This window comes from Pseudomonas marginalis (genome assembly GCF_001645105.1).
GTDB lineage: Bacteria > Pseudomonadota > Gammaproteobacteria > Pseudomonadales > Pseudomonadaceae > Aquipseudomonas > Aquipseudomonas petroselini.
Genome location: NZ_LKEG01000059.1, coordinates 1 through 19,208 on the forward strand (window position 1 = coordinate 1; position 19,208 = coordinate 19,208).

Below are 19,208 nucleotides of genomic sequence, written 5' to 3' on the forward strand. Positions count from 1 at the left end.
TCGCGAAATCGACCCTGCTAGTTAAAAACTGTTACCTATGTGCGTGAACTGATTTGTAACCCATGTGGGTGAGTCATACCGGCAAGAGCGTTTTGCTTACTTTTGCGCTTTTCAAAAGTGAGCCGCTGTAAAAGCGGAACCCATAGCGGCCGTTACCTAAATAACGGATATGTACCCGGTCTGATCCAACATCCAGGTCAGCTGTCAGGCCGCCAGCGGGAGCAAGCTCCCTCGCCACAGGTCCAGCGCCGTACCCCGATTGAAGTGTCCAAAATCATTAGGCCAGTTCAAGCCCGCTCCCTGCATTACTCCACCCGCAACACAATCTTGCCAATATGATCCCCACCCTCCATCCGCGCATGAGCCTGGGCCGCGTCGGTGTAGGCGTACACCTTGTCAATGATCGGCAAGCAACGCCCGGCGGCCAGCACCGGCCAAATGTACTCGCGCAACTGTTCAGCGATGGCGGCTTTTTCGTCTTTGCTGCGTGCTCGCAGAAGTGATCCGGTAATCACCGCGCGTTTGGCGAGAATGCTCAGCAGGTCGACATCATTGGCCTTGCCACCGCCGAGAAAGCCCAGCATCACTAGGTGACCGTCCATGGCCAGGGCCTTGAGGTTGTTGTTGAGGTAGGAGGCGCCCATGATGTCAAGGATCACATTCACGCCCTGGTCATCGGTCTTCTGGGCGATGACCTCGGCAAAATCCTGCTCGCGGTAATTGATCGGTTCAGCGCCCAAGGTGGCAATGGCTGCGCATTTGTCGGCGCTGCCGGCGGTGGCGAAGGCCTGGATGCCGAACTCGCGGCACAGCATCAGCGCGGTGGTGCCGATACCGCTGGTGCCGCCATGGATCAGCACGCGCTGACCGGTGTGCGCATCGCCAAGGCCAAACAGGTTGGCCCAGACGGTGAAGAAGGTTTCCGGCACAGCGGCGGCTTGGATCCAGTCCATGCCCTCGGGGATCGGCAAGGCCTGGCTGGCCGGTACGCTGCAGAACTGCGCGTAGCCACCGCCATTGGTCAGGGCGCAAACCCTGTCGCCCAACTGGTATTCGCTCACGCCATCGCCCAACGCTACGACTTCACCGGCCACCTCCAATCCTGGGATCGGGCTGAAGCCGGGTTTCATGGGGTACTTGCCGGCGCGTTGCAGGGCGTCAGGGCGGTTGACCCCGGCGGCATGCACGCGGATCAGGATCTCGCCGGGGCCTGCGACAGGCACCTCGGCGCGGCGCGGTTGCAGCACTTCAGGCCCGCCGGGGGTGGTGATTTCGATCAGGGTCATTTCTTGAGGAAGCGTCATTTCAGAGTACCTGCAGCGATGAGCGTATGGGTTGGGACCGTACCAAGCGGTCGACGGTTCAGCATAATCATGCCCAGTTCCAGGGCCAGCGCGACCACGATGGCCCCGGCGGCGATCATGAACAACAGCGCATGCTGGCCGCCGCTGCTGTTGAACAGCGCCGAGTAGGCAAAACCGGACAGCGCCTGGAACGTCGCGAAGGACACGGTAGCGCGGCTCCAGGCCACTTGCTGCTGGTGATGATTGGGCAGCAGTTCATGCACCCGCGCCAGTGCCAGCGGCACGATGCCCGGCGGGAAAGAGCCGAGGATCACCGCCAGCACCGCGAGGGCGCTGAACGAGCCGGCGAATGGCAACAACCCGACGGCAATCGCCTGCACCACCAGCACCACGCGGATACTCAAGCGTGCACCGAGTTTATCGGCGAGGAAACCGTAGGTCACCGGCCCCACAATCGCGCCCAGGCCGTACATCACCCAGATCATCGCGCCGACGTGTGCGCCGTCACCCAGGCCACGGGCCACGTAATCCACCAGGAACACCATCGCTGGCACCAGGCCCGCCGCCATGAAGGCGTACTGGGCAAACAACAGGTACACGCCGGAAGGCGTCCGCGCTGAGGTGTCCGCGGGGGCCGCGGCTTCCTGCAGCGTACCGGTGGGCCAGGCGAACCAACTGGCTGCCGTCAATACCAGCGCCAACAGGCCCAGGCCAAACCAGGTCTGCTGCAACCCCAGGCTCAGCAGCGGCGGCACGAGGGTGCCGGAGCCGGCAATGCCCAGGCCGATGCCAAGGAAGATCGCACCGCTGGCCAGGCCCCGACGCGCCGCCGGCACATGGGGCAGCACGGTCGCTGCTACCAGCACCATGATCGCGCCCCCGGCAATGCCCGAGAGCAGGCGCCAGGCAAAGAACCACACCACCGACAGTGGGAAGCCACAGGCGAAGAACGCCAAGGTCACCGCCACCATCATGATGCGCAGGGCGGTCTTGTTGGAGGTGCGCTGGGCGATGGGCCGACCGATCAGCGCGCCGATCAGGTAACCCACCAGGTTGGCGGCACCGAGGTAGACCACGTCGCTGGCGGAAAACCACTGCGCCTGGATCAAGGTCGGGATCAACGGCGTATAGGCGAACCGCGCCAGGCCGATGCTGACCAGGCTGGCGCAGAGGCCGGCGAAGATCGGCAGCCAGACTGAGCGGCGAGGTGGAGAGGGGGTGTCGAGCATGATGGCGGTCCTGGGTATTTTTCTCTGGCGCCCAGCATATCCAGGTTTGTTGATGCAATAATGCTGCGATTACACGGCATAGCGATGCATATATGCATCACAAGGGGCAGGTATGAATTGGGATGATGCGCGGGTGTTCCTGGCGGTCTGCCGCGAATCCACGCTGCGCGGTGCCGCAAGGGTGCTGGGCGTGGATCAGGCCACGGTGGGCCGGCGGGTCAACGCCCTGGAAAAGTCCCTGAGCGCCACCTTGTTCCTGCGCACGTCCGAGGGGTATGCGCTCACGGCGGTAGGCGAGGCAGCCTTGCTCTCGGTGGAGAAAATGGAGCGCTCGGCCCTCGACCTCGAGCGCCAGATCCAAGGCATGGACGAGCGCTTGACCGGCACCGTGCGGGTCAGCACCACCGACTCCCTGGCCATCGATTTCCTGATCCCCGCGATCGCCTGCCTGCACGCCAAACACCCCGACGTGCGCGTGCAGTTGGACGCCTCTACGCAGATCCTCAGCCTGGCCAAGCGTGAAGCCGATATCGCCGTGCGCAACACCCGCCCCGATAACCCCGACCTGATCGCACGGCGCATCGCCCGTTGGTCGGTCGGGCTGTTTGCCTCCCAGGGCTACATCGACCGCCACGGCGTGCCCGAGCCCGGCAGCCTGTTCGACGGGCATGACTTGGTCGTCTACCAGCCCTACCTGCAAAGCCAGAAGGACATGGCCTTGGTCTCTGAACCCCTGGGGCGCGGGCGCATCGTCGCGGCCTTGAGTTCCAGCCTGCTGGTGCGCCGCTCCATCGCTGCCGGCATCGGCATCGGCGAGATCCCGGTGTACACCGGCGAGCGCGACGGGCTGGTGCGCCTGTGGCCCGAGCGCACGCGGCCCTTGCCGTATGACGTGTGGCTGGTGACCCACGCCGACCTGCGCCACACGGCGCGGGTGCGCGTGGTGATCGACGAAATCGTCGCCGCCTTTGCCGGCACCGGGGGCTGAGGTCAGCACAGGCTTGCAAGCAGGCGGAGGGTTTGGTCGACACAATCGACGTTTGTGTCCACCCACCGAGAGCACGTATGAACGAATCGAAAAGTCAGGACTTGGGGCTGTTGTTTCTGCGGGTCAGCGGGGCGCTGTTCCTGCTGTGGGTACACGGTTTGCCCAAGTTATTGAATTACAGCGAACAACTGAAACTGATCGAGGACCCGTTTCACTTGGGCGCCCACGTCACGCTGCTGCTGGCAATAGTCGCCGAAGTGCTGTGCCCGGTGCTGATCATTGCCGGGGTGTTGGTGCGCCTGGCGTGCCTGCCGATCCTGGCGGTGCTGTTGATCGCCATGGTGGTGGTGCACCCGGAGTGGACGTTGTTCGAAGGGCAGTTCGGCTGGCTGCTGTTGATCATTTTCACCAGCGTCTTGATCGCTGGACCAGGGCGCCTGGTCTTGAGCCAGCGTTTCTCCTGAGCAAAAAAAGGCCGGGCAAGCCCGGCCAAAATAAGGAGAGGGTGGTTCAGGCGTTTCAGCGGTTCAGGAACGCCAGCAGGTCTTCATTCAACTGCTGCGCGTGGGTCACGGCGAACCCGTGTGGCGCATCCTTGTAGACTTTCAGTTCGGCACCCTTGATCGAGGCCGCGGCGACTTTGCCGGTGGTTTCGAACGGAACGATCTGGTCGCCATCGCCGTGGATGACCAGGGTCGGCACGTCGATCTTGGCCATGTCCGGGCGGAAGTCGGTTTCAGAGAATGCAGTGACGCAATCCACGGTCGACTTCAGGGACGCCTGCAAGGCGATCTGCAGGGTCTGGGTCAACACGCCTGCGGAGACGGTCTGGCCCTTGTTGATGCCGAAGAACGGCGTATTGAAGTCGGCGATGAACTGCGCGCGATCCTTCAGCAGGCCAGCCTTGATGCCATCGAACACTTCAGTCGGCACGCCCTGCGGGTAATCCGGTTTCTGGCCGAAGAGCGGCGTCACCGCACCCAGCAGCACCAGGCCGGCAACCCGTGCGCTGCCGTGGCGGGCGATGTAGCGCGCGACGTCGCCGCCGCCCATGGAGAAGCCCACCAGGGTCACGTCCTTGAGGTCCAGGTGCTCGATCAACTGCGCGATGTCGTCGGCGAAGGTGTCGTAGTCGTTACCGGTCCAGGGTTGGTCCGAGCGGCCAAAGCCACGGCGGTCGAACGCGAGGGTGCGAAAGCCACGGCTGCTCAGGTATTCCATCTGGTATTCCCACATGTCGGCATCCAGCGGCCAGCCGTGGCTGAACAGCACGGGCTTACCGCTGCCCCAGTCCTTGAAGTAGATCTGGGTACCGTCTTTGGCAACAAATGTGCTCATGGAAAACTCCTTGGTAGCGGGAAAATGGCTCAGCGTCACTATGGGTACAAAGCGTGCGCCGGGCTTGTATCGGTGTGCTTGGTTGGGGCTACCAGCTGAATTTCAGCTCGACGCCCAGGTAATTGCTGTCATCACCGCCGGCATCGCGCAGGGTTCGGCCGACCGCGTAATGCACGGCTTCGACGGCGCCGGTGAGGTTTGGCGTAAACACATAGTCAGTACGCAGCTGACCGTAGGCACCCGTCCAACGTTCACCTTGGCCGGCGGTTCCGGCGACCGGCAGGTTCGGTTGGGTGTACACCGCATCGCTGGTGGTTTGTCGCCACAGTAGGCCGATGGCGGTTTGCACGCTGAGCTTATCGATCGGCTTGACGGTGATCGACGGCTTGACGTGAATCAAGTTGCTGTAGCCGGTGTAGCCCGCGAGGGAAAAGTAATAGCCGTTGGGGAACAGCGGGTTGAACGTGCCGACGGTGCCGTCCCCGGTTTTACGGTCGCCCGAGGCGATGTCCAGTTGCAGGCCCAGGCGCGGTTTCCAGGCCAGGCTGTCGAAGGTGTAGCCGGTGCGGCTGCCACCGGCCCAGGCGCGGATATCCTTGCTGCCCACCGAGCCGCTTTGCAGCATCGCTTCGACGTCCCAGTCAAACCCCATGGCCGCGCCGCCCAGGCGGGCGTCGAACAGGTGGCGGGTCTCGTCGCCGTCCGCGTCGAGGTAATGCGCCGCGCTGCGTTCATACACGCCGTAGTAGGCCGACAGTTCGTTCTTGCCGCCCACCAGCCGCTCCACGCGCAGCATGTGGAAGCGCGCATCGCTGTTGGATTTGTCGTCGAAGTGCCGCCCGTCCTGGTACTGCACCGGCTGGCTGGCAATCCCGATAAAACGCCAGTTGGACGTCTCCCAGTCGGCCCACATCGCATCGAAGGACTGCCGCACATTCGGGCCGTCCCGCGACGAGATGAAACGCTGCAAATCGAAGGCGAAATCCTGGCGCCCGACGCGGGCCTTCAGCGTGCCGCTGCTGAAGGTATTCACGTATTCGGCAAAGGCCAGGCGCAGGTCGACACGGTTCTGGTCGGCGCCGCCAATCGTGGTTTTGTCGTAGGCGCGCACGTCTTCGAGTTGGGTGAATACCCGCCAGTTTTCGTTCAGGTGCAGGTCGGCATGCACCTGGAAACGCTGGATCAGGTAGCGGTCACGCTTCACGTCGCGCACGCCGAAACCACTGGCGTCGTTCATCTCGAAGCGCTCGCGCAACGTCGCACCGAGCGACAGGTAGGTCAACGGGTCGGCACTCGACAACGGGATGTACTTCAAGGTGTCCAGTGGCTGCGTGCGCAGCGCCGGGTTCTGCAGCACCGACCAGTCTTCCTGCCAGCGGTTGGCCTTGATGGCCGGGCGTGTCGCTTGCTCATCGGCGTGGACGCTGCCGGCGAGCAGCGGCCACAGCACGGCCAGGCCCCAGCCTGTGCGGCGCGTCATTTTGCTGCGTTGAGTTGATGAATCTCCGCGACATAGCCGCCGGGGAATTCCACCAGTGCACTGCGACGGCCTTTACTCTCAAAGGCCGGCACCACCACGGTGGCGCCGGAACCGGTGGCTTTGCCCAGGGTGGCCGTCAGGTCAGCCACTTGATAGCCGGTGGTCTCGTGGCCGAACGGGTAGGGCAGTTGGCCGTTGGTGACCAGTACCGCCATGCGCCCGAACGGCGACTCGATATCGACACGCCGATAGCTGCCGTTGGCTTGACCGATATCCACGCCCGGCGCGTGTTTGTCATCGGCCAGGACTTTGCCGTGGGAGAAGCCGAGGAACGCCTTGATAAAGCGGTCGGCCCGGTCGGCGCTGAGGTACACGCGGTTTTCCGGCACGGTCTGGAACGCTGCGTAATCCGGGGTCTTGGTGTGCCAGTAGAGTTGCATGTTCACACCGCCTGGCCACTGCACCACCGCGTCACGGCCGATCGGGTCGGGGAAGTCGCTGACGATCACCGCCGCGCCGTTTTCCCGCGCGGCCTTGAGGGCGACGTCCATGTCCTTGACCAAGTAACCGTTACGCTCCTGGCCGAACGGGTGCGGGATCGGCGTGGTGAAACCAAACAGCGACACCGTGCCCGCCGGCGTCTGCAGCAATTGCGAGGTGGTGCTGCTGGGCACCGGCAGCACATTCACCACCACCTGGGCGGTGCTTTTACCGCCGAAAGTGGCCAGGAAACTCTGGGCGAAACGGTCGACATCGGCCGGCGCCACATAGACGTGGCTGGTGTCGTATTGCGGGGCCACGGCCACGCTCGGGGTTGCCGCGAAGGCATTGCCCATCATTGCGCTCGCCAGCAGCGTCAATGCCACAGATACCTTGATTGCTTTGCTACGCATGCCCACTCTCCAGCACTTCTACGCGATTGAAGCCGTGAGGTTAGGGGCACAGAGGCGAAGGAAATTGTACAGACGTGCTCGGTTGAACGGTTCAGCGTCTATGCTGGTCCACTGACTTCTACCGTCAGATCACACAGGTGAACGAAATGGCCAAGACTTACAGCTACGCCGCCCAGAACGCCAAGGATGCCCTCAAGCCCTTTACCTTCGAGCGCCGCGCGCCGGGGGCGGATGACGTACAGATCGACATTCTCTATTGCGGCGTGTGCCACTCCGACCTGCACACCGCGCGCAACGAGTGGAAGAACACCCTTTATCCCTCTGTGCCGGGCCATGAAATTGTCGGCCGCGTGACGGCGGTCGGGGGCAATGTGACGACCTTCAAGGTCGGCGACTTGGCGGGTGTCGGCTGCATGGTCGACAGCTGCCAGCACTGCGCGTCGTGCGCCGAGGGCGAGGAGCAATACTGCGAGAACGGCTTTACCGGCACCTACAACGGTCCGGTGTTCGGGGGTGAAAACACCTTTGGCGGCTACTCGGACAGCATCGTGGTCAAGGAGAAGTTCGTGCTGCGCATCTCCCACGACGATTCCAACCTGGCCGCTGTCGCGCCGTTGCTGTGCGCGGGCATCACCACTTACTCGCCACTGCATCACTGGAAGGTCGGCCCCGGCAAGAAGGTCGGTGTGGTGGGCCTCGGTGGGCTGGGGCATATGGCGGTGAAGATCGCCCACGCCATGGGCGCGCACGTCACGTTGTTCACCACCTCGCCGAACAAGCGCGAAGACGGCCTGCGCCTGGGCGCCGACCAAGTGGTGGTGTCGAAGAACCCGGACGAAATGGCCAAGGTCGCCAACAGCCTGGACTTCATCCTCAACACCGTCGCCGCGCCGCACGACCTTGACGCCTTCCTCAACCTGCTCAAGCGCGACGGCACCATGACCCTGGTCGGCGCCCCCGACAGCCCGCACCCGTCGCCGACCGTGTTCAACCTGATCTTCAAGCGCCGCAGCCTGGCCGGTTCGCTGATCGGTGGGATCCAGGAGACCCAGGACATGCTGGACTTCTGCGCCAAGCACGGGATTGTCTCCGACATCGAGATGATCGATATCCAGGGCATCAACGAGGCCTATGAGCGCATGCTCAAGGGCGATGTGAAGTATCGGTTCGTGATCGATATGGACAGCTTGAAAAAGGAAAGCCACGCGGCTTGAAACGCACGCGATAAACCCCTGTAGAACCCTGTGGGAGGGGGCTTGCTCCCGATAGCGGTGTTCCGGTCAGAACGTCTGTGACTGACCCACCGCCATCGGGAGCAAGCCTCCTCCCACAATTTTTATGGGCGCACTGCAGACCGAGAGAGGCTATCTGCCTGACGGCTTAAGGCCGCTGCGGTTTCACCGACGTACCGAAGGTGTTGCCCATCCGCACGCTGGTCGCCGCCGGCGTGGCGAGACCGACTTTATTGGGCAGGCGCTTTTCGATGGCAATGTGCTGCGCCTCGCGGTTTTTTTGCGTCGCTGTTGTCGCATTCGTTTCACTGCCCATCTGTTGGCTGAGGCAGCCATAGTCGGGCGCCTTGTAGCCATCCACCGTGACCTCTGCGCAAGTGTCGGCATGGGCGATCAAGGGCAGGGCAGTGCACAGCAACAGGCTGGCAAGGGACGCTAACACTTTCATCGGAGCCTCCTGGCGGGCCCGCAGGAGTGGGCCAGTAAGGCTTGAGAGTCTAGTGCAGCTGGCTGCTCGTCACCGTGATGTTTTTTTTGCTATCACCGTAACATCAGGTTCATAAACTGGCCTCAGGATGACGGTTTTCTAGGGCGCGTCGGCCGTGCAGCGATGCAGAGCAGGGGGTGGACAGGGGGGCTGGCGGCGCGCCGTGTGCGCCCTGGTCTTGCTGTTGCTGCTGCTCGGTGGTCGCGCCGCGCAGGCCGAGGCTCCGCTGCTGTCGTTGAACCTTGCGGCGCAAGACCTGGAACACGCACTGCAAGCGTATAGCCGCGCCACCGGGATGGCCGTGCTGGTGGACCGCGAGTTGACGCGGGGCCGGCGCTCCATCGCGGTGCGCGGGCGCTTTACGGCGCAAGAAGCACTGGCAATGTTGCTGACAGGGAGTGGCCTGATGGCACGTTATGCACGCAGCGATGCATTTACCTTGCAGCTGCCCGATGTCAGCCCGCCACCCCCGACCCAGGGGACGGCGGCACGGCATATAGCGCGGATCAACACCAGCTATGCGACGGCATTGCAGCACGCCATCGAGACCAGCCTGTGCCGTTCGCCGCTGACCCGGCCCGGCGGTTTTCGTGCGCTGGTGCAAGTATGGGTCAACCCGGACGGGGTGATTGCACACAGCCGGTTGGTCAGCTCCACCGGCGATGAACAACGCGATGAAGCACTGGTACGCAGCCTGGCAACAACACGGGTCGAACGCCCCGCACCCAGCTCACTGCGCCAACCTGTGACTTTACTTTTGATGCCTGACACCACAGGAACGCGCATGGAATGCACAGTAGCGAAAGGAGCCTCGGGCGGATGAAAAACTCCGGGCACAGCACCATGGTCAGCTTGTTCCTGGCCTCCTACGAAGACTTCAAGGTGCGTTTGCGCAAGCGCCTGGGCTCGGAGGACCTGGCCAACGACGTGCTGCATGAAACCTACCTGCGGGTCGACCGCATGGAGGTGCCGCCGAACCTGCAACAGCCCAATGCCTACCTCTACCGCATGGCCCTGAACATCGCCGCCGACCGCCGCCAGGCCGACGCGCGCTTGCTCACCGGCAGCGAGGTCGAAGAATTGTTGCAAAGCGCCGACGAAGCCCAGGACCCCTCGCGGGTGGTAGGCGGCCAGAAAGAAATCCAATCCCTGGTCAAAGCCCTTTACGAGTTGCCGGCACGCCGCCGCAAAATCCTGATCGCCGCCCGCCTGGAAGAGGCGCCGCACCTGGAAATTTCGCAGCGTTTCGGCATCTCCACGCGCATGGTCGAGAAAGAAATCAAGGCCGCCCTGGGCCATTGTGCCAAGCGCCTGGAAAGAAAAGTGATTCAGCGGTTCGGTCCCGGTGCCGGAAAACCGTCTTAGTGTCGAGTCCCTGATAAAACCGTGAGTACGTGCGCGCTTGAATATTTTTAGCTTCTCCACCGCCCGGCAGTCCGCCGCCAGCCCCCTGCACGATGAAGCCCGCGACTGGCTGGTCTTGCTGACCTCGGGCCGCGCCACCGTGGCCGATGCCAAGGCCCTCAAGGCGTGGTGCGCGCAGAGCCCCGCGCATGCCCAAGCATTCGAACAGGCCAAGACGCTGTGGCAGCAAGTGGCACCGGCGCTCGATCACGTGTCGCAACCGCGCAGCTTTGGCCGGCGTGCTTTCCTCGGCGGTGCGCTCGCCGCTTCGGCGGCCGTGGTGATGGTGCGCGTCGGCGTACCAGGCGGCTTTGCCGGGCTCACGGCGGACTATCGCACCGAAGTCGGCGAACAGCGCCAAGTGGTGTTGAGCGAGGGGGTTAGCTTGGAACTCAATACCCAGACCCGCATCAGCCGGGTCGGGCAGGGCATTGAATTGCTCGAAGGTGAAGTCGAGGTGTTCGCCCACGTTGCCCAACCGCTCAAGGTCCAGGCTGGCGAGGGCTGGGTGAGTGCGGCGCAGGCGCGGTTCAATGTGCGCAACACCGATCACAACGTGTGTATCACCTGTATCCAGGGTTCGCTCTCGGTGGATATCGCCGGGCGCAGTGTGCGTTTGGACCAAGGTCGACAATTGACCTACGGCGCCGCCGGAATCAGCGACGTGACAAGCGTGGACACCCAGGCGGTGCTGGCCTGGCGCGAACAGGTGCTGGTGTTCAACAACGCCACGCTGGCGACGGTGGTGGATGAGATCAACCGGTATCGGCCGGGGATGCTGGTGTTGCTGAATAAACAACTGGGCCAGCGCCGGGTGCAGGCGCGGTTCAGTTTGCAGCAGCTGGCGGGCGTGGCGTTGTTGATCCGGGATGCCTATGGGGCCAAGTGCACGGAGTTGCCGGGTGGGGTGGTGTTGTTGAGCTGACTCACTTCAACGGCCCCACCACCTGCCTATACGTTTCGACCCCCTGCGGCGTCTGCCGCACCAGGCTGATTTCCAATCCCAACGGATCCTCGCGCCGATTCCCGCTTAACTGCCGCCAGCCCTTATCCGGCTCCCACACTCGCACCTGCAGGTCACTCACGCCGGTCAACACCACCAGCCCATCCTTCGCTGCCGGCAACGGGTAGCGGTCCCGTGTCGGCGCGGCGGCGCGATACAGGGCGTCGCCCTTGAGCCACCAGCGCACCCGTTGCAGGCCATCGCCTGCCACCGGGGCGCTGCGAATCACGTCGAGACGGAAGCCTTTGCTGTCGGAACTGCGCACCGTGATTGCGGCCAAGCCTGTGTCTTGCGGCGCGTCTGGGGCTGTCAGTTCAACACTGGCCCGCAGGCTGATATCCCGCTGCATCTGGTTCAACGCTCTCAGCAACACCTCGGTCTGCTCGGTACTCGCCTGCAAGTGCTGATCCGCACGGGTGACGCTGTCCAGCCCGCGCCAGGCGATCAGGCTGACCACCGCCATGAGCATGATCGCCACCATCACTTCGATCAGGGTGAAGCCGTGCTGGGATCGGTTCATGGCTGGCTCACCACGCGCATCAAGCCGGCGGCGTCGCGTTGCAGGCTGAGGCTGTGTTGCCCGTCGGACAGCACCACGCGCAGCGGTGGATTGATCCATTCGGCATTAAGCACCAGGGTTTGCCGGGGTTCGATGTTGATTTGCATCGGTGTGCTTTCCCATAGGCGCGGGCGCAGTTGGCTGTCGCCTTGGAAGGATTCCACGCTCGCGCCATCATCGCTGCGGCGGTTGAAGCGAAAGCCCTTGGCGTCGGCGCGCCAGGTGATGGGGCGGCCGTCGGCGTGGGCTTCGGCCTGGGCGACTTGCAGCAGTTGGCTCAGGCGTTCGGCGTCCTTGCGCAGCAGGTGCAGCGGGTCGGGTTTGATCGTGAGGCTGATGGCGGCGCTGGCGATGCCGATGATCACCAGCACCACCATCAGCTCGATCAGGGTGAAGCCTTGCTGTTTCATCGCGTGCTTCCTGGAACACTGGGGAGTGTGTGAAATAAAAGCGTGCGAATTGACCTGTAGGCTGGTGCGACGGACAAACAGGAGGTCCTCCCCATGACATTTGCCCCTCGTATCACCCTGGCCCACGGCGTGCAGGCGCTGGGCGTATTGGCTGCCTTGGCTGGCGTGGCGGTATGGACGCCGCTGCTGCTCACCCGCGCCGAATCCCACACCCCGCAAGCCACGCCCCAGGCGTTGGCGGCGCGCAGCGATAACCCGGCGCTGCAATGGTTTTCGAATGCGCCGACGGCGTTGCAGGTCAAGGTCACGGGCGTGCTGGCGGGGGCCCGAGGCGCAGTGGCGATCCTCAGTCTGAATGACGGCCCGCCGCGCAGCTTTCTGTTGGGTGAGCGGCTCAGCCCCGGCGTGCGGCTGACGGCCATCGAAGGCGACGGTGTGGAGATCGAACGCGGTGGCGAGAAGCTGCGCGTCAACCTCGACAAGCTGCCGCAGGGCCCCGCGCTGCCGCTGCTCACTCGGCCATGACCTGGGTGTCCAGGCGCGCCAGGGGCGGCGCTTCGCGGCTGGCGTCGAGCACCTGCAGGTTGACCTGAAACAGGCGGCCATCGGCGTTGATGGTCTGCTCGCAACGCAGCTTCAAGCGGCCTTGGTCATACACGAAGGTGCGCTTGCCGCTGCGCAAGTGTCCCTCCAGGCGCAGTTCCGCCAGGCGACTCTGCGCCGCCAGCAACGCGATCGACTTGTCCCGCAGCAAGCCGTTGCTCTGGGTCATCAGCCCGGCCACGCGCACCGCGGCGGCCATGGCCACGGCGATAATCGCCAGCGCCACCAGCACTTCGATCAGGGTAAAACCTTGCGCGTTGCGACGGCCGTACATGGCGCTCTCAAAGCCGGGAAACAGGCCCGCAGACTAGCGCCGGCAGTTGACCGATTGGCGACCGAAACTCCCGAGGATTTTCAATACGACTGACATGTGTTCTTGCAACACTGCGCCACGAATTGCACTCAAGCCAAGGAATGTCGAGATGGATATCGCGCGCCCAACATCCCCATTGCCGGGCCCTCGCGGCCAGCGTGGCTTCACGCTGATCGAGATCATGGTGGTGGTGGTCATCCTCGGGATCCTGGCCGCCATGGTGGTGCCCAAGGTTCTCGACCGTCCGGACCAGGCGCGGGCCACGGCGGCCAAGCAGGACATCGGCGGGCTGATGCAGGCGTTGAAACTCTATCGCCTGGACCACGGCACCTATCCGAGCATGAACCAGGGCTTGAAAGTGCTGGTGGAGCGCCCGGCGGATGCGAAGAACAGTAATTGGCGCGCCTACCTGGAACGCTTGCCCAACGACCCCTGGGGCCACCCTTATCACTACCTCAACCCGGGCGCCAACGGTGAGGTCGATGTGTTCTCCCTCGGTGCCGACGGCCAACCGGATGGCGATGGCGTCAATGCCGATATCGGCTCCTGGCAGTTGTAAGGCCCGTCATGAAAGGGTATTCGCCCCCAGCGGCGAAGCAGCGCGGCATGGCGATTATCAGCGCCTTGCTGATCGCGGCGGTGGTGGCGGTTCTGGCCGGCGCCATGCTCACGCGCCAGACCGTGTTCACCCGCAGCCTGGAGGCCGAGCAACTGCGCATCCAGGGCCAGTGGCTGTTGCAAGGCGGCCTGGAACGCAGCCGGCAGATGCTCTGGGACGCGCGCCAAAAGGAGGTGCTGACGCGCCTTGATCAACCCTGGGCCCGTGCCCTAGGCGGCGCGTTCGAGGGGCGGATTGAGGACGAGCAAGGCAAGTTCAACCTGCGCAATTTGGTCAATCGCCAGCAGGTGGACAGCGAGCAGTTGCAGAGTTTCGAGCGGCTGTGCCAGTTGATCGGCGTCGACCCGGCGGTGAGTCGCCGCGTCAGCCAGCGAGTGATCGCCTCTTATCTCCCCCCGGTCAAATACCCGATGCTGCGCAGCCTGGATGACTTGAGTGGCCTCGAAGGCCTCGACCCTCTCGTGTTGCAGCGCATGCAGGCGTACATCAGCGTGTTGCCCGGGCCTACTTGGGTCAACGGCAACACCGCCAGCGCCGAAGTGCTCAGCGCGGTGGTGCCGCAGCTCAGCCTGTCCCAGGCCCATGGGCTGGTGGCAGAGCGTGACAGCGGGCAGTGGTTTATCAACCGTGGAGACTTCGTCAACCGCCTGCATTTACCCCAGGTGGTGATGGATTCGGTGCAGGTCGGTATTACCAGTGAGTGGTTTCGCCTGCAGGGCCAGGCCCGGCGTGAGCAGCGCCGGGTCACGATCGACGCGTTGCTGCATCGGCCCGAAGACCGTCAGCCACGAGTGATCTGGTCGCGGGTGGGCGTATGAAACGCTTGCGCATCGGCTTGCCGCCGCTGGATCAATTGACCGCTGAAAGCCAGGTCAGGTTTGCCTGGCTGGAGCGTGGCGTGGTCGTTGAAGAGGGCTATGAACACCTCGCGCAGTTGGGTAAGTCCCGCCAGGCAGTGGACTGCTTCCTGCACCCCCAGGACAGTCTGCTGACCCGCCTGGATCTGCCGCCATTACCGGCGGCTAAAACCGCTGCCGCCGTGGCCTGTGCCGCGCAGGCGCTGATACTCGGCCCGGTGGACCAGATGCAGGTGGCCCACGGCCCGCGTGACAGCGATGGGGGCGTGCAGGTGGCCTGGGTGTCCAAGGCCGGGTTGGCGCGGCTGGCGCAACTGCCACTCAAGCTGCGCGGCCTGTACCCGGCGCCCTATGCCTTGCCGGTGGGCGCGGCGGCGTTGGACGAAGGCTATCTGTTGACGCGTGACAGCCTGCAACAAGGCGCGGTGCACCCGTTGGGGTTGCAGGCGCTGGATGTGCCGCTGGTGGAGGCCACGCAGCGTTGGAGCGGGCCGGTGCCGGCTTGGGGATTGCACGGTCGCCTCAACCAACTCTCGACCGGCGGATGGGGCAGGGCGCTGGCCTGTGTGGCGCTGGCCACGGCCATCTGGACCGTCGGCCTCAACCTTTACGCGGCCCGCCAGGTGGAGGAAGGCCAGCGACTCAAGGCATCGATGAGCCAGCAGGTGCGCCAGGCCTTTCCCGAATTGCCGGTGGTGCTCAACCCGTTGCAACAGGCGCGTCAGCAATTGGCCGCCCGCCAGACCGGCGCGGCGGCCGACCCAGGGCAACGCTTCGCCAGCCTGGTGCAACTGGCGGGTAATAACCTGCCCTTCATGGTGGGCAGCGTCGACAACCTGAGCTTTGAGCAGGGGCGCCTGCACGTTGAATTACTCGCCGACAGTCGCAACCCAAAGGCCGAAGGTGAATGGCAGGCAGCGTTGGCCCAGGCCGGTTTTACCGCCAGCCGCGATGAGCATGGCTGGACCCTTGCCCCGGCGCAGGCCGCAGAACAACCCGCAGGGGCCGGTGATGAATAAAGTCCAGCGGCTGCGCAGCCAGGCCCAGGTGTTCTGGAACGGCCTGGCCCTGCGCGAAAAGCGCCTGCTCGGTGGGGCCGGCCTGGTCCTGGCGAGCCTGCTGACCTGGCTCGTACTGGTGCAGCCCGCGCTGAAGAAGATCGATTACTGGCAGGCCGAAACCCCCAAGCTGCGCGCCCAGGCCGAAGCCTTGCAAGTGCTGTTGCAGGATGTCGCCGCGCCCAGGTCAGGCGACGACACCGCACTGCGCCAAGCCCTGGATGGCGCCGGTCTGCAAGGCCATTACCAATTGCAGGCACTGGAATCCGGCGGTTGGCGCCTGACCTTCGAAAACGCCCCGGCGGATGCGGTGGTGGGCTGGCTGTTGGGCAATGCCCGTTCGTTTTCCTTGGAGGTGTCTGAGGCGCGTTTGCAGCGCGCCCTCGATACCGTCGATAACTCGGCCGGCACTGTGTCCGGGACCGTTCGCATGGATCAGGCGCTTGGCGCTAAGGAAGCTTCATGAAGTGGTCAGTCACCTCTTTTCGTAGGGTCGCGCCTTTACTGGTGCTGGCGTTGAGTGCGTGCAGCAACCCGTCAACCACGCCGTTGCTGGTGGACAGCGAACTCGGTCAACCATTGGCGGACACCCAGCGCAGCGGCGAGAACGTGTTGGACCGCCAGCGCGACCTCGCACCCAAGCCGCCCGTACAGCACCGCGTGACCAACAGCGCCCGTGGCCACGCCCCGGCGGCCGTGAAGGCGCGCAACCCGCTGGGTGACCAACCGGTGCAACTCAATTTCGTCGACGCAGACATCCAGGCGGTGGTCCGCGCACTGTCCCGCGCCACCGGCCAGCAGTTCCTGGTGGACCCGCGTGTAAAGGGCAACCTCACCCTGGTCAGCGAAGGCCAGGTGCCGGCGCACCAGGCCTACGACATGCTGTTGGCGGCGCTGCGCATGCAGGGCTTCAGCGTGGTCGATGTGGGCGGTGTCGCCCAGGTCGTGCCCGAAGCCGATGCCAAGTTGCTCGGCGGGCCGATCTACAGCGCCGGTAGCAGCGGCATGCAGACCCGCACCTTTCGCCTGCAATATGAAAACGCGGTGAACCTGATCCCGGTGCTGCGCCCCATCGTGTCGCCGAACAACCCGATCAATGCCTACCCCGGCAACAACAGCATCGTCATCACCGACTACGCGGAAAACCTTGCGCGGGTGGCACAGATCATCAGCGGCATCGACACCCCCAGCGCCATCGACACCGACGTGGTGATGGTCCAGAACGGCATCGCCGTGGACATCGCCGCCATGGTCTCGGAGCTGCTGGAAACCCAGGGTGCCGACCAGACCCAAAAGATCAACGTGATCGGCGACCCACGCTCCAACTCGATCATCATCCGTTCCGGCAGCCCGGAACGCACGGAACTGGCGCGCAACCTGATCTACAAGCTCGACAACGCGCAGAGCAACCCCAGCAATATGCACGTGGTGTACCTGCGCAACGCCCAGGCGAGCAAGTTGGCCCAGTCGCTGCGCGGATTGCTCACCGGGGAAAGCGATTCCGGCGTCAGCGACGACGCGCGTGGCAAGCTCAGCGCCATGGGCGGTAATGGCAAGAACACCCAAGGCACCAGCAATGCGCAAAACAGCAGCGGCACGCCGACTGGCAGTGGTGTGCAGTCGGGGTATGGGCAAACCACCGGTTCGACTCCCAGCACCAGCGGCACCTCCACTGAGAACCAAGACACCGCGTTCAGCGCCGGCGGCGTGACCATCCAGGCGGACGCCACCACCAACACCCTGCTGATTTCCGCGCCGGACCCGCTGTACCGCAACCTGCGCGAAGTGATCGACATGCTCGACCAACGCCGCGCCCAGGTGGTGATCGAAAGCCTGATCGTGGAAGTCGGCGAAGACGATGCCACCGAATTCGGCGTGCAATGGCAGGCCGGCAACCTCGCCGGCAAGGGCGGTTTTGGCGGGGTCAACCTGGGCGGTAGCGGCGTGAACAGCACGCCGACCAGCAAGACCAGCATCGACGTGTTGCCCAAGGGCCTGAACGTAGGGCTGGTCAACGGCACGGTGGATATTCCCGGTATCGGCAAGGTACTCGACCTCAAAGTGTTGGCCCGGGCGCTGAAGAGCAAGGGCGGCACCAACGTGCTGTCGACGCCGAACCTGCTGACCCTGGACAACGAAGCGGCGAGCATTTTCGTCGGCCAGACCATTCCGTTTGTCACCGGCAGCTATGTGACCGGTGGCGGGGGGACCAGCAACAACCCGTTCCAGACGGTGCAGCGTGAAGAAGTGGGGCTCAAGCTGAATGTGCGGCCGCAGATTTCCGAAGGGGGCACGGTGAAGCTGGATATCTACCAGGAGGTCAGCACCGTGGATACACGGGCGTCGGTGGACGCGGGCACGGTGACCAACAAGCGGGCGATCGATACCAGTATTTTGTTGGATGACGGGCAGATCATGGTGCTCGGCGGGTTGCTGCAGGATGGGTATAGCCAGAGTAATGATGCGGTGCCGTGGTTGTCGGATATTCCGGGGTTGGGGGCGTTGTTTCGTAATGAGAAGCGCAGTGTGAACAAGACCAACCTGATGGTGTTTTTGCGGCCGTATATTATTCGGGACAGTGGGGCGGGGCGCAGTATTACCTTGAACCGGTATGAGTTTATGCGCAGGGCGCAGGGGGGGCTGCAGCCGGAACATAGTTGGGCGATGCCGGATGTGCAGGCGCCGCAGTTGCCTTCGGTGGAGAAGGCGATTCCGGGTGCGCCGCGGGCGGTGATCAGGGCGGTGCCGGTTTCTGGGGGGGCGCAGCGGTGATTGAGTACATATCCGTTGCTGCGGTAACGGCCACCTATGGTTCCGCTCTTACAGCGGGTCACTTTTGGAAGGACCCAAAAGTAACCAAAAGGTCCTCGCCCCACCACTCGGCACCTCGCCTGGGCTCGGTGTGCCCTCACTCCGGCTTGAATCCGTGGGCCGCCGCCACGCGCCATCCATGGCGCGGGGCGGCTAACCCGGCGTCCTGCCGGGTTACCCACGGATTCAAGCCTGCGTTCGGCCAGCGTGGTTTTACGGGGCGCCTAAGATCAAAAGCAAAAGCACAGCGGCCTGACAGCCGGCTTGAGTGGTTGGATCAAAAGCAGATGGGTGTAGGCGCTGGCTTGCCTGCGATGCAGGCGACTCGGTACATCAGGGATATCCAGTTGATGCCATCGCAGGCAAGCCAGCTCCCACATTTGAACCGAGATCGGCTCTCAATACTGGTCGGCCTTAAGGCCGCCGCGTTTGCCTTTGCCTTTGCTCCACACCACTCAAGCCGGCTGTCAGGCCGCTGTGCTCTTGCTTTTGCTTTTGATCTTAGGCGCCCCGTCAAACACGCTGGCCGGAATTCGGCAGGGATTTGGGGGGTAAACCGGCAGGGATGCCGGTTTAGCCGCCCCGCGCCATGGATGGCGCGTGGCGGCGGCCCCCCAAAT

The 19,208-nt window shown here is 63.8% G+C and carries 21 protein-coding genes; 12 read left to right on the top strand and 9 right to left on the bottom strand.

The annotated features are described in order from the left end of the window. Positions 1-305: 305 nt before the first annotated feature. Together AO064_RS27670 and AO064_RS27675 are read right to left on the bottom strand one after the other, a co-directional pair. Positions 306-1,304: an NAD(P)H-quinone oxidoreductase gene (locus AO064_RS27670; protein ID WP_064055243.1), complete on the bottom strand. Its 999-nt coding sequence runs from the start codon at positions 1,302-1,304 to the stop codon at positions 306-308. After that, positions 1,301-2,533: a YbfB/YjiJ family MFS transporter gene (locus AO064_RS27675; RefSeq protein ID WP_064055244.1), complete on the bottom strand. Its 1,233-nt coding sequence runs from the start codon at positions 2,531-2,533 to the stop codon at positions 1,301-1,303. The genes AO064_RS27670 and AO064_RS27675 overlap by 4 nt, the downstream gene beginning before the upstream one ends. A gap of 112 nt (positions 2,534-2,645) precedes the next feature. Between AO064_RS27675 and AO064_RS27680 the strand changes: the two genes are divergently transcribed. Further along, a complete protein-coding gene (locus tag AO064_RS27680; protein ID WP_064055245.1) occupies positions 2,646-3,521 on the top strand; it encodes a LysR family transcriptional regulator in 876 nt (291 codons plus the stop codon). A 77-nt stretch (positions 3,522-3,598) separates the two neighbouring features. Continuing rightward, positions 3,599-3,985, top strand: coding sequence for a DoxX family protein (locus AO064_RS27685; protein ID WP_064055246.1), 387 nt, complete (start codon positions 3,599-3,601; stop codon positions 3,983-3,985). Positions 3,986-4,040: 55 nt separating this feature from the next. Here the strand turns inward: AO064_RS27685 and AO064_RS27690 are convergent, their stop codons facing one another. The 3 genes from AO064_RS27690 to AO064_RS27700 form a co-directional block, all read right to left on the bottom strand. After that, complete coding sequence (locus tag AO064_RS27690; RefSeq protein WP_046036221.1) at positions 4,041-4,859, bottom strand: alpha/beta fold hydrolase; 819 nt, start codon at positions 4,857-4,859, stop codon at positions 4,041-4,043. Positions 4,860-4,947: 88 nt separating this feature from the next. Beyond that, positions 4,948-6,339: an alginate export family protein gene (locus tag AO064_RS27695; protein ID WP_064055247.1), complete on the bottom strand. Its 1,392-nt coding sequence runs from the start codon at positions 6,337-6,339 to the stop codon at positions 4,948-4,950. Beyond that, on the bottom strand, positions 6,336-7,232 hold the full coding sequence (locus tag AO064_RS27700) for a VOC family protein (protein ID WP_064055248.1): 897 nt from the start codon (positions 7,230-7,232) through the stop codon (positions 6,336-6,338). The genes AO064_RS27695 and AO064_RS27700 overlap by 4 nt, the downstream gene beginning before the upstream one ends. A gap of 146 nt (positions 7,233-7,378) precedes the next feature. On the opposite strand from AO064_RS27700, the gene AO064_RS27705 reads away from it, so the two are divergent. Continuing rightward, on the top strand, positions 7,379-8,446 hold the full coding sequence (locus AO064_RS27705; RefSeq protein ID WP_064055249.1) for an NAD(P)-dependent alcohol dehydrogenase: 1,068 nt from the start codon (positions 7,379-7,381) through the stop codon (positions 8,444-8,446). A gap of 166 nt (positions 8,447-8,612) precedes the next feature. Here the strand turns inward: AO064_RS27705 and AO064_RS27710 are convergent, their stop codons facing one another. Beyond that, positions 8,613-8,912: a hypothetical protein gene (locus tag AO064_RS27710; protein ID WP_064055250.1), complete on the bottom strand. Its 300-nt coding sequence runs from the start codon at positions 8,910-8,912 to the stop codon at positions 8,613-8,615. A 202-nt stretch (positions 8,913-9,114) separates the two neighbouring features. Here AO064_RS27710 and AO064_RS27715 point away from each other — a divergent pair, with 202 nt between their 5' ends. From AO064_RS27715 to AO064_RS27725, 3 genes are read left to right on the top strand one after another with little or no spacing between them, the layout of a single operon-like run. Then, complete coding sequence (locus AO064_RS27715) at positions 9,115-9,774, top strand: secretin and TonB N-terminal domain-containing protein (RefSeq protein WP_236381965.1); 660 nt, start codon at positions 9,115-9,117, stop codon at positions 9,772-9,774. Next, positions 9,771-10,316, top strand: coding sequence for an RNA polymerase sigma factor (locus AO064_RS27720; protein ID WP_046036215.1), 546 nt, complete (start codon positions 9,771-9,773; stop codon positions 10,314-10,316). Before AO064_RS27715 ends, AO064_RS27720 begins: the two co-directional genes overlap by 4 nt. A gap of 37 nt (positions 10,317-10,353) precedes the next feature. Beyond that, entirely contained in the window at positions 10,354-11,280 is a 927-nt protein-coding gene (locus AO064_RS27725) for a FecR family protein (protein WP_064055251.1), read from the top strand. Between the two features lies 1 nt (position 11,281). Here AO064_RS27725 and AO064_RS27730 read toward each other — a convergent pair whose 3' ends face one another. After that, entirely contained in the window at positions 11,282-11,878 is a 597-nt protein-coding gene (locus AO064_RS27730; protein WP_046036214.1) for a prepilin-type N-terminal cleavage/methylation domain-containing protein, read from the bottom strand. Further along, positions 11,875-12,327 (bottom strand): type II secretion system minor pseudopilin GspH, encoded by a 453-nt coding sequence (gene gspH, locus AO064_RS27735; protein WP_012723638.1) that lies wholly within the window; start codon positions 12,325-12,327, stop codon positions 11,875-11,877. The genes AO064_RS27730 and gspH overlap by 4 nt, the downstream gene beginning before the upstream one ends. Before the next feature lie 93 nt (positions 12,328-12,420). Here gspH and AO064_RS27740 point away from each other — a divergent pair, with 93 nt between their 5' ends. Then, complete coding sequence (locus AO064_RS27740; protein ID WP_012723639.1) at positions 12,421-12,852, top strand: type II secretion system protein N; 432 nt, start codon at positions 12,421-12,423, stop codon at positions 12,850-12,852. On the opposite strand, the gene gspI is transcribed toward AO064_RS27740, so the two are convergent. After that, positions 12,839-13,204 (bottom strand): type II secretion system minor pseudopilin GspI, encoded by a 366-nt coding sequence (gene gspI, locus AO064_RS27745; RefSeq protein ID WP_064055252.1) that lies wholly within the window; start codon positions 13,202-13,204, stop codon positions 12,839-12,841. The genes AO064_RS27740 and gspI overlap by 14 nt on opposite strands. A 148-nt stretch (positions 13,205-13,352) precedes the next feature. Here gspI and gspG point away from each other — a divergent pair, with 148 nt between their 5' ends. Genes gspG through gspD form a run of 5 tightly spaced genes read left to right on the top strand, consistent with a single transcriptional unit; the run spans position 13,353 to position 18,549 of the window. Continuing rightward, entirely contained in the window at positions 13,353-13,802 is a 450-nt protein-coding gene (gene gspG / locus AO064_RS27750) for a type II secretion system major pseudopilin GspG (protein WP_012723641.1), read from the top strand. Positions 13,803-13,810: 8 nt separating this feature from the next. Continuing rightward, the gene (gene gspK / locus AO064_RS27755) at positions 13,811-14,680 is read left to right on the top strand and encodes a type II secretion system minor pseudopilin GspK (protein ID WP_156521582.1); all 870 of its coding nucleotides are present in this window, start codon (positions 13,811-13,813) and stop codon (positions 14,678-14,680) included. Then, a complete protein-coding gene (gene gspL, locus AO064_RS27760) occupies positions 14,677-15,738 on the top strand; it encodes a type II secretion system protein GspL (protein ID WP_064055253.1) in 1,062 nt (353 codons plus the stop codon). Before gspK ends, gspL begins: the two co-directional genes overlap by 4 nt. After that, complete coding sequence (gene gspM / locus AO064_RS27765; RefSeq protein WP_064055254.1) at positions 15,731-16,243, top strand: type II secretion system protein GspM; 513 nt, start codon at positions 15,731-15,733, stop codon at positions 16,241-16,243. Before gspL ends, gspM begins: the two co-directional genes overlap by 8 nt. Beyond that, positions 16,240-18,549 carry a type II secretion system secretin GspD gene (gene gspD / locus AO064_RS27770; protein WP_064055255.1) on the top strand — a complete coding sequence of 770 codons (2,310 nt, stop codon included), beginning with the start codon at positions 16,240-16,242 and terminating at the stop codon, positions 18,547-18,549. The genes gspM and gspD overlap by 4 nt, the downstream gene beginning before the upstream one ends. The last annotated feature ends 659 nt before the right edge of the window (positions 18,550-19,208 follow it).

What these genes read in the sequence shown, in the direction of transcription:
- AO064_RS27670 (WP_064055243.1), bottom strand. Translation starts at nt 1,304, where the DNA reads ATGACGCTTCCTCAAGAAATGACCCTGATCGAAATCACCACCCCCGGC.
- AO064_RS27675 (WP_064055244.1), bottom strand. Translation starts at nt 2,533, where the DNA reads ATGCTCGACACCCCCTCTCCACCTCGCCGCTCAGTCTGGCTGCCGATC.
- AO064_RS27680 (WP_064055245.1), top strand. Translation starts at nt 2,646, where the DNA reads ATGAATTGGGATGATGCGCGGGTGTTCCTGGCGGTCTGCCGCGAATCC.
- AO064_RS27685 (WP_064055246.1), top strand. Translation starts at nt 3,599, where the DNA reads ATGAACGAATCGAAAAGTCAGGACTTGGGGCTGTTGTTTCTGCGGGTC.
- AO064_RS27690 (WP_046036221.1), bottom strand. Translation starts at nt 4,859, where the DNA reads ATGAGCACATTTGTTGCCAAAGACGGTACCCAGATCTACTTCAAGGAC.
- AO064_RS27695 (WP_064055247.1), bottom strand. Translation starts at nt 6,339, where the DNA reads ATGACGCGCCGCACAGGCTGGGGCCTGGCCGTGCTGTGGCCGCTGCTC.
- AO064_RS27700 (WP_064055248.1), bottom strand. Translation starts at nt 7,232, where the DNA reads ATGCGTAGCAAAGCAATCAAGGTATCTGTGGCATTGACGCTGCTGGCG.
- AO064_RS27705 (WP_064055249.1), top strand. Translation starts at nt 7,379, where the DNA reads ATGGCCAAGACTTACAGCTACGCCGCCCAGAACGCCAAGGATGCCCTC.
- AO064_RS27710 (WP_064055250.1), bottom strand. Translation starts at nt 8,912, where the DNA reads ATGAAAGTGTTAGCGTCCCTTGCCAGCCTGTTGCTGTGCACTGCCCTG.
- AO064_RS27720 (WP_046036215.1), top strand. Translation starts at nt 9,771, where the DNA reads ATGAAAAACTCCGGGCACAGCACCATGGTCAGCTTGTTCCTGGCCTCC.
- AO064_RS27730 (WP_046036214.1), bottom strand. Translation starts at nt 11,878, where the DNA reads ATGAACCGATCCCAGCACGGCTTCACCCTGATCGAAGTGATGGTGGCG.
- gspH (WP_012723638.1), bottom strand. Translation starts at nt 12,327, where the DNA reads ATGAAACAGCAAGGCTTCACCCTGATCGAGCTGATGGTGGTGCTGGTG.
- AO064_RS27740 (WP_012723639.1), top strand. Translation starts at nt 12,421, where the DNA reads ATGACATTTGCCCCTCGTATCACCCTGGCCCACGGCGTGCAGGCGCTG.
- gspI (WP_064055252.1), bottom strand. Translation starts at nt 13,204, where the DNA reads ATGTACGGCCGTCGCAACGCGCAAGGTTTTACCCTGATCGAAGTGCTG.
- gspG (WP_012723641.1), top strand. Translation starts at nt 13,353, where the DNA reads ATGGATATCGCGCGCCCAACATCCCCATTGCCGGGCCCTCGCGGCCAG.
- gspK (WP_156521582.1), top strand. Translation starts at nt 13,811, where the DNA reads ATGAAAGGGTATTCGCCCCCAGCGGCGAAGCAGCGCGGCATGGCGATT.
- gspL (WP_064055253.1), top strand. Translation starts at nt 14,677, where the DNA reads ATGAAACGCTTGCGCATCGGCTTGCCGCCGCTGGATCAATTGACCGCT.
- gspM (WP_064055254.1), top strand. Translation starts at nt 15,731, where the DNA reads ATGAATAAAGTCCAGCGGCTGCGCAGCCAGGCCCAGGTGTTCTGGAAC.
- gspD (WP_064055255.1), top strand. Translation starts at nt 16,240, where the DNA reads ATGAAGTGGTCAGTCACCTCTTTTCGTAGGGTCGCGCCTTTACTGGTG.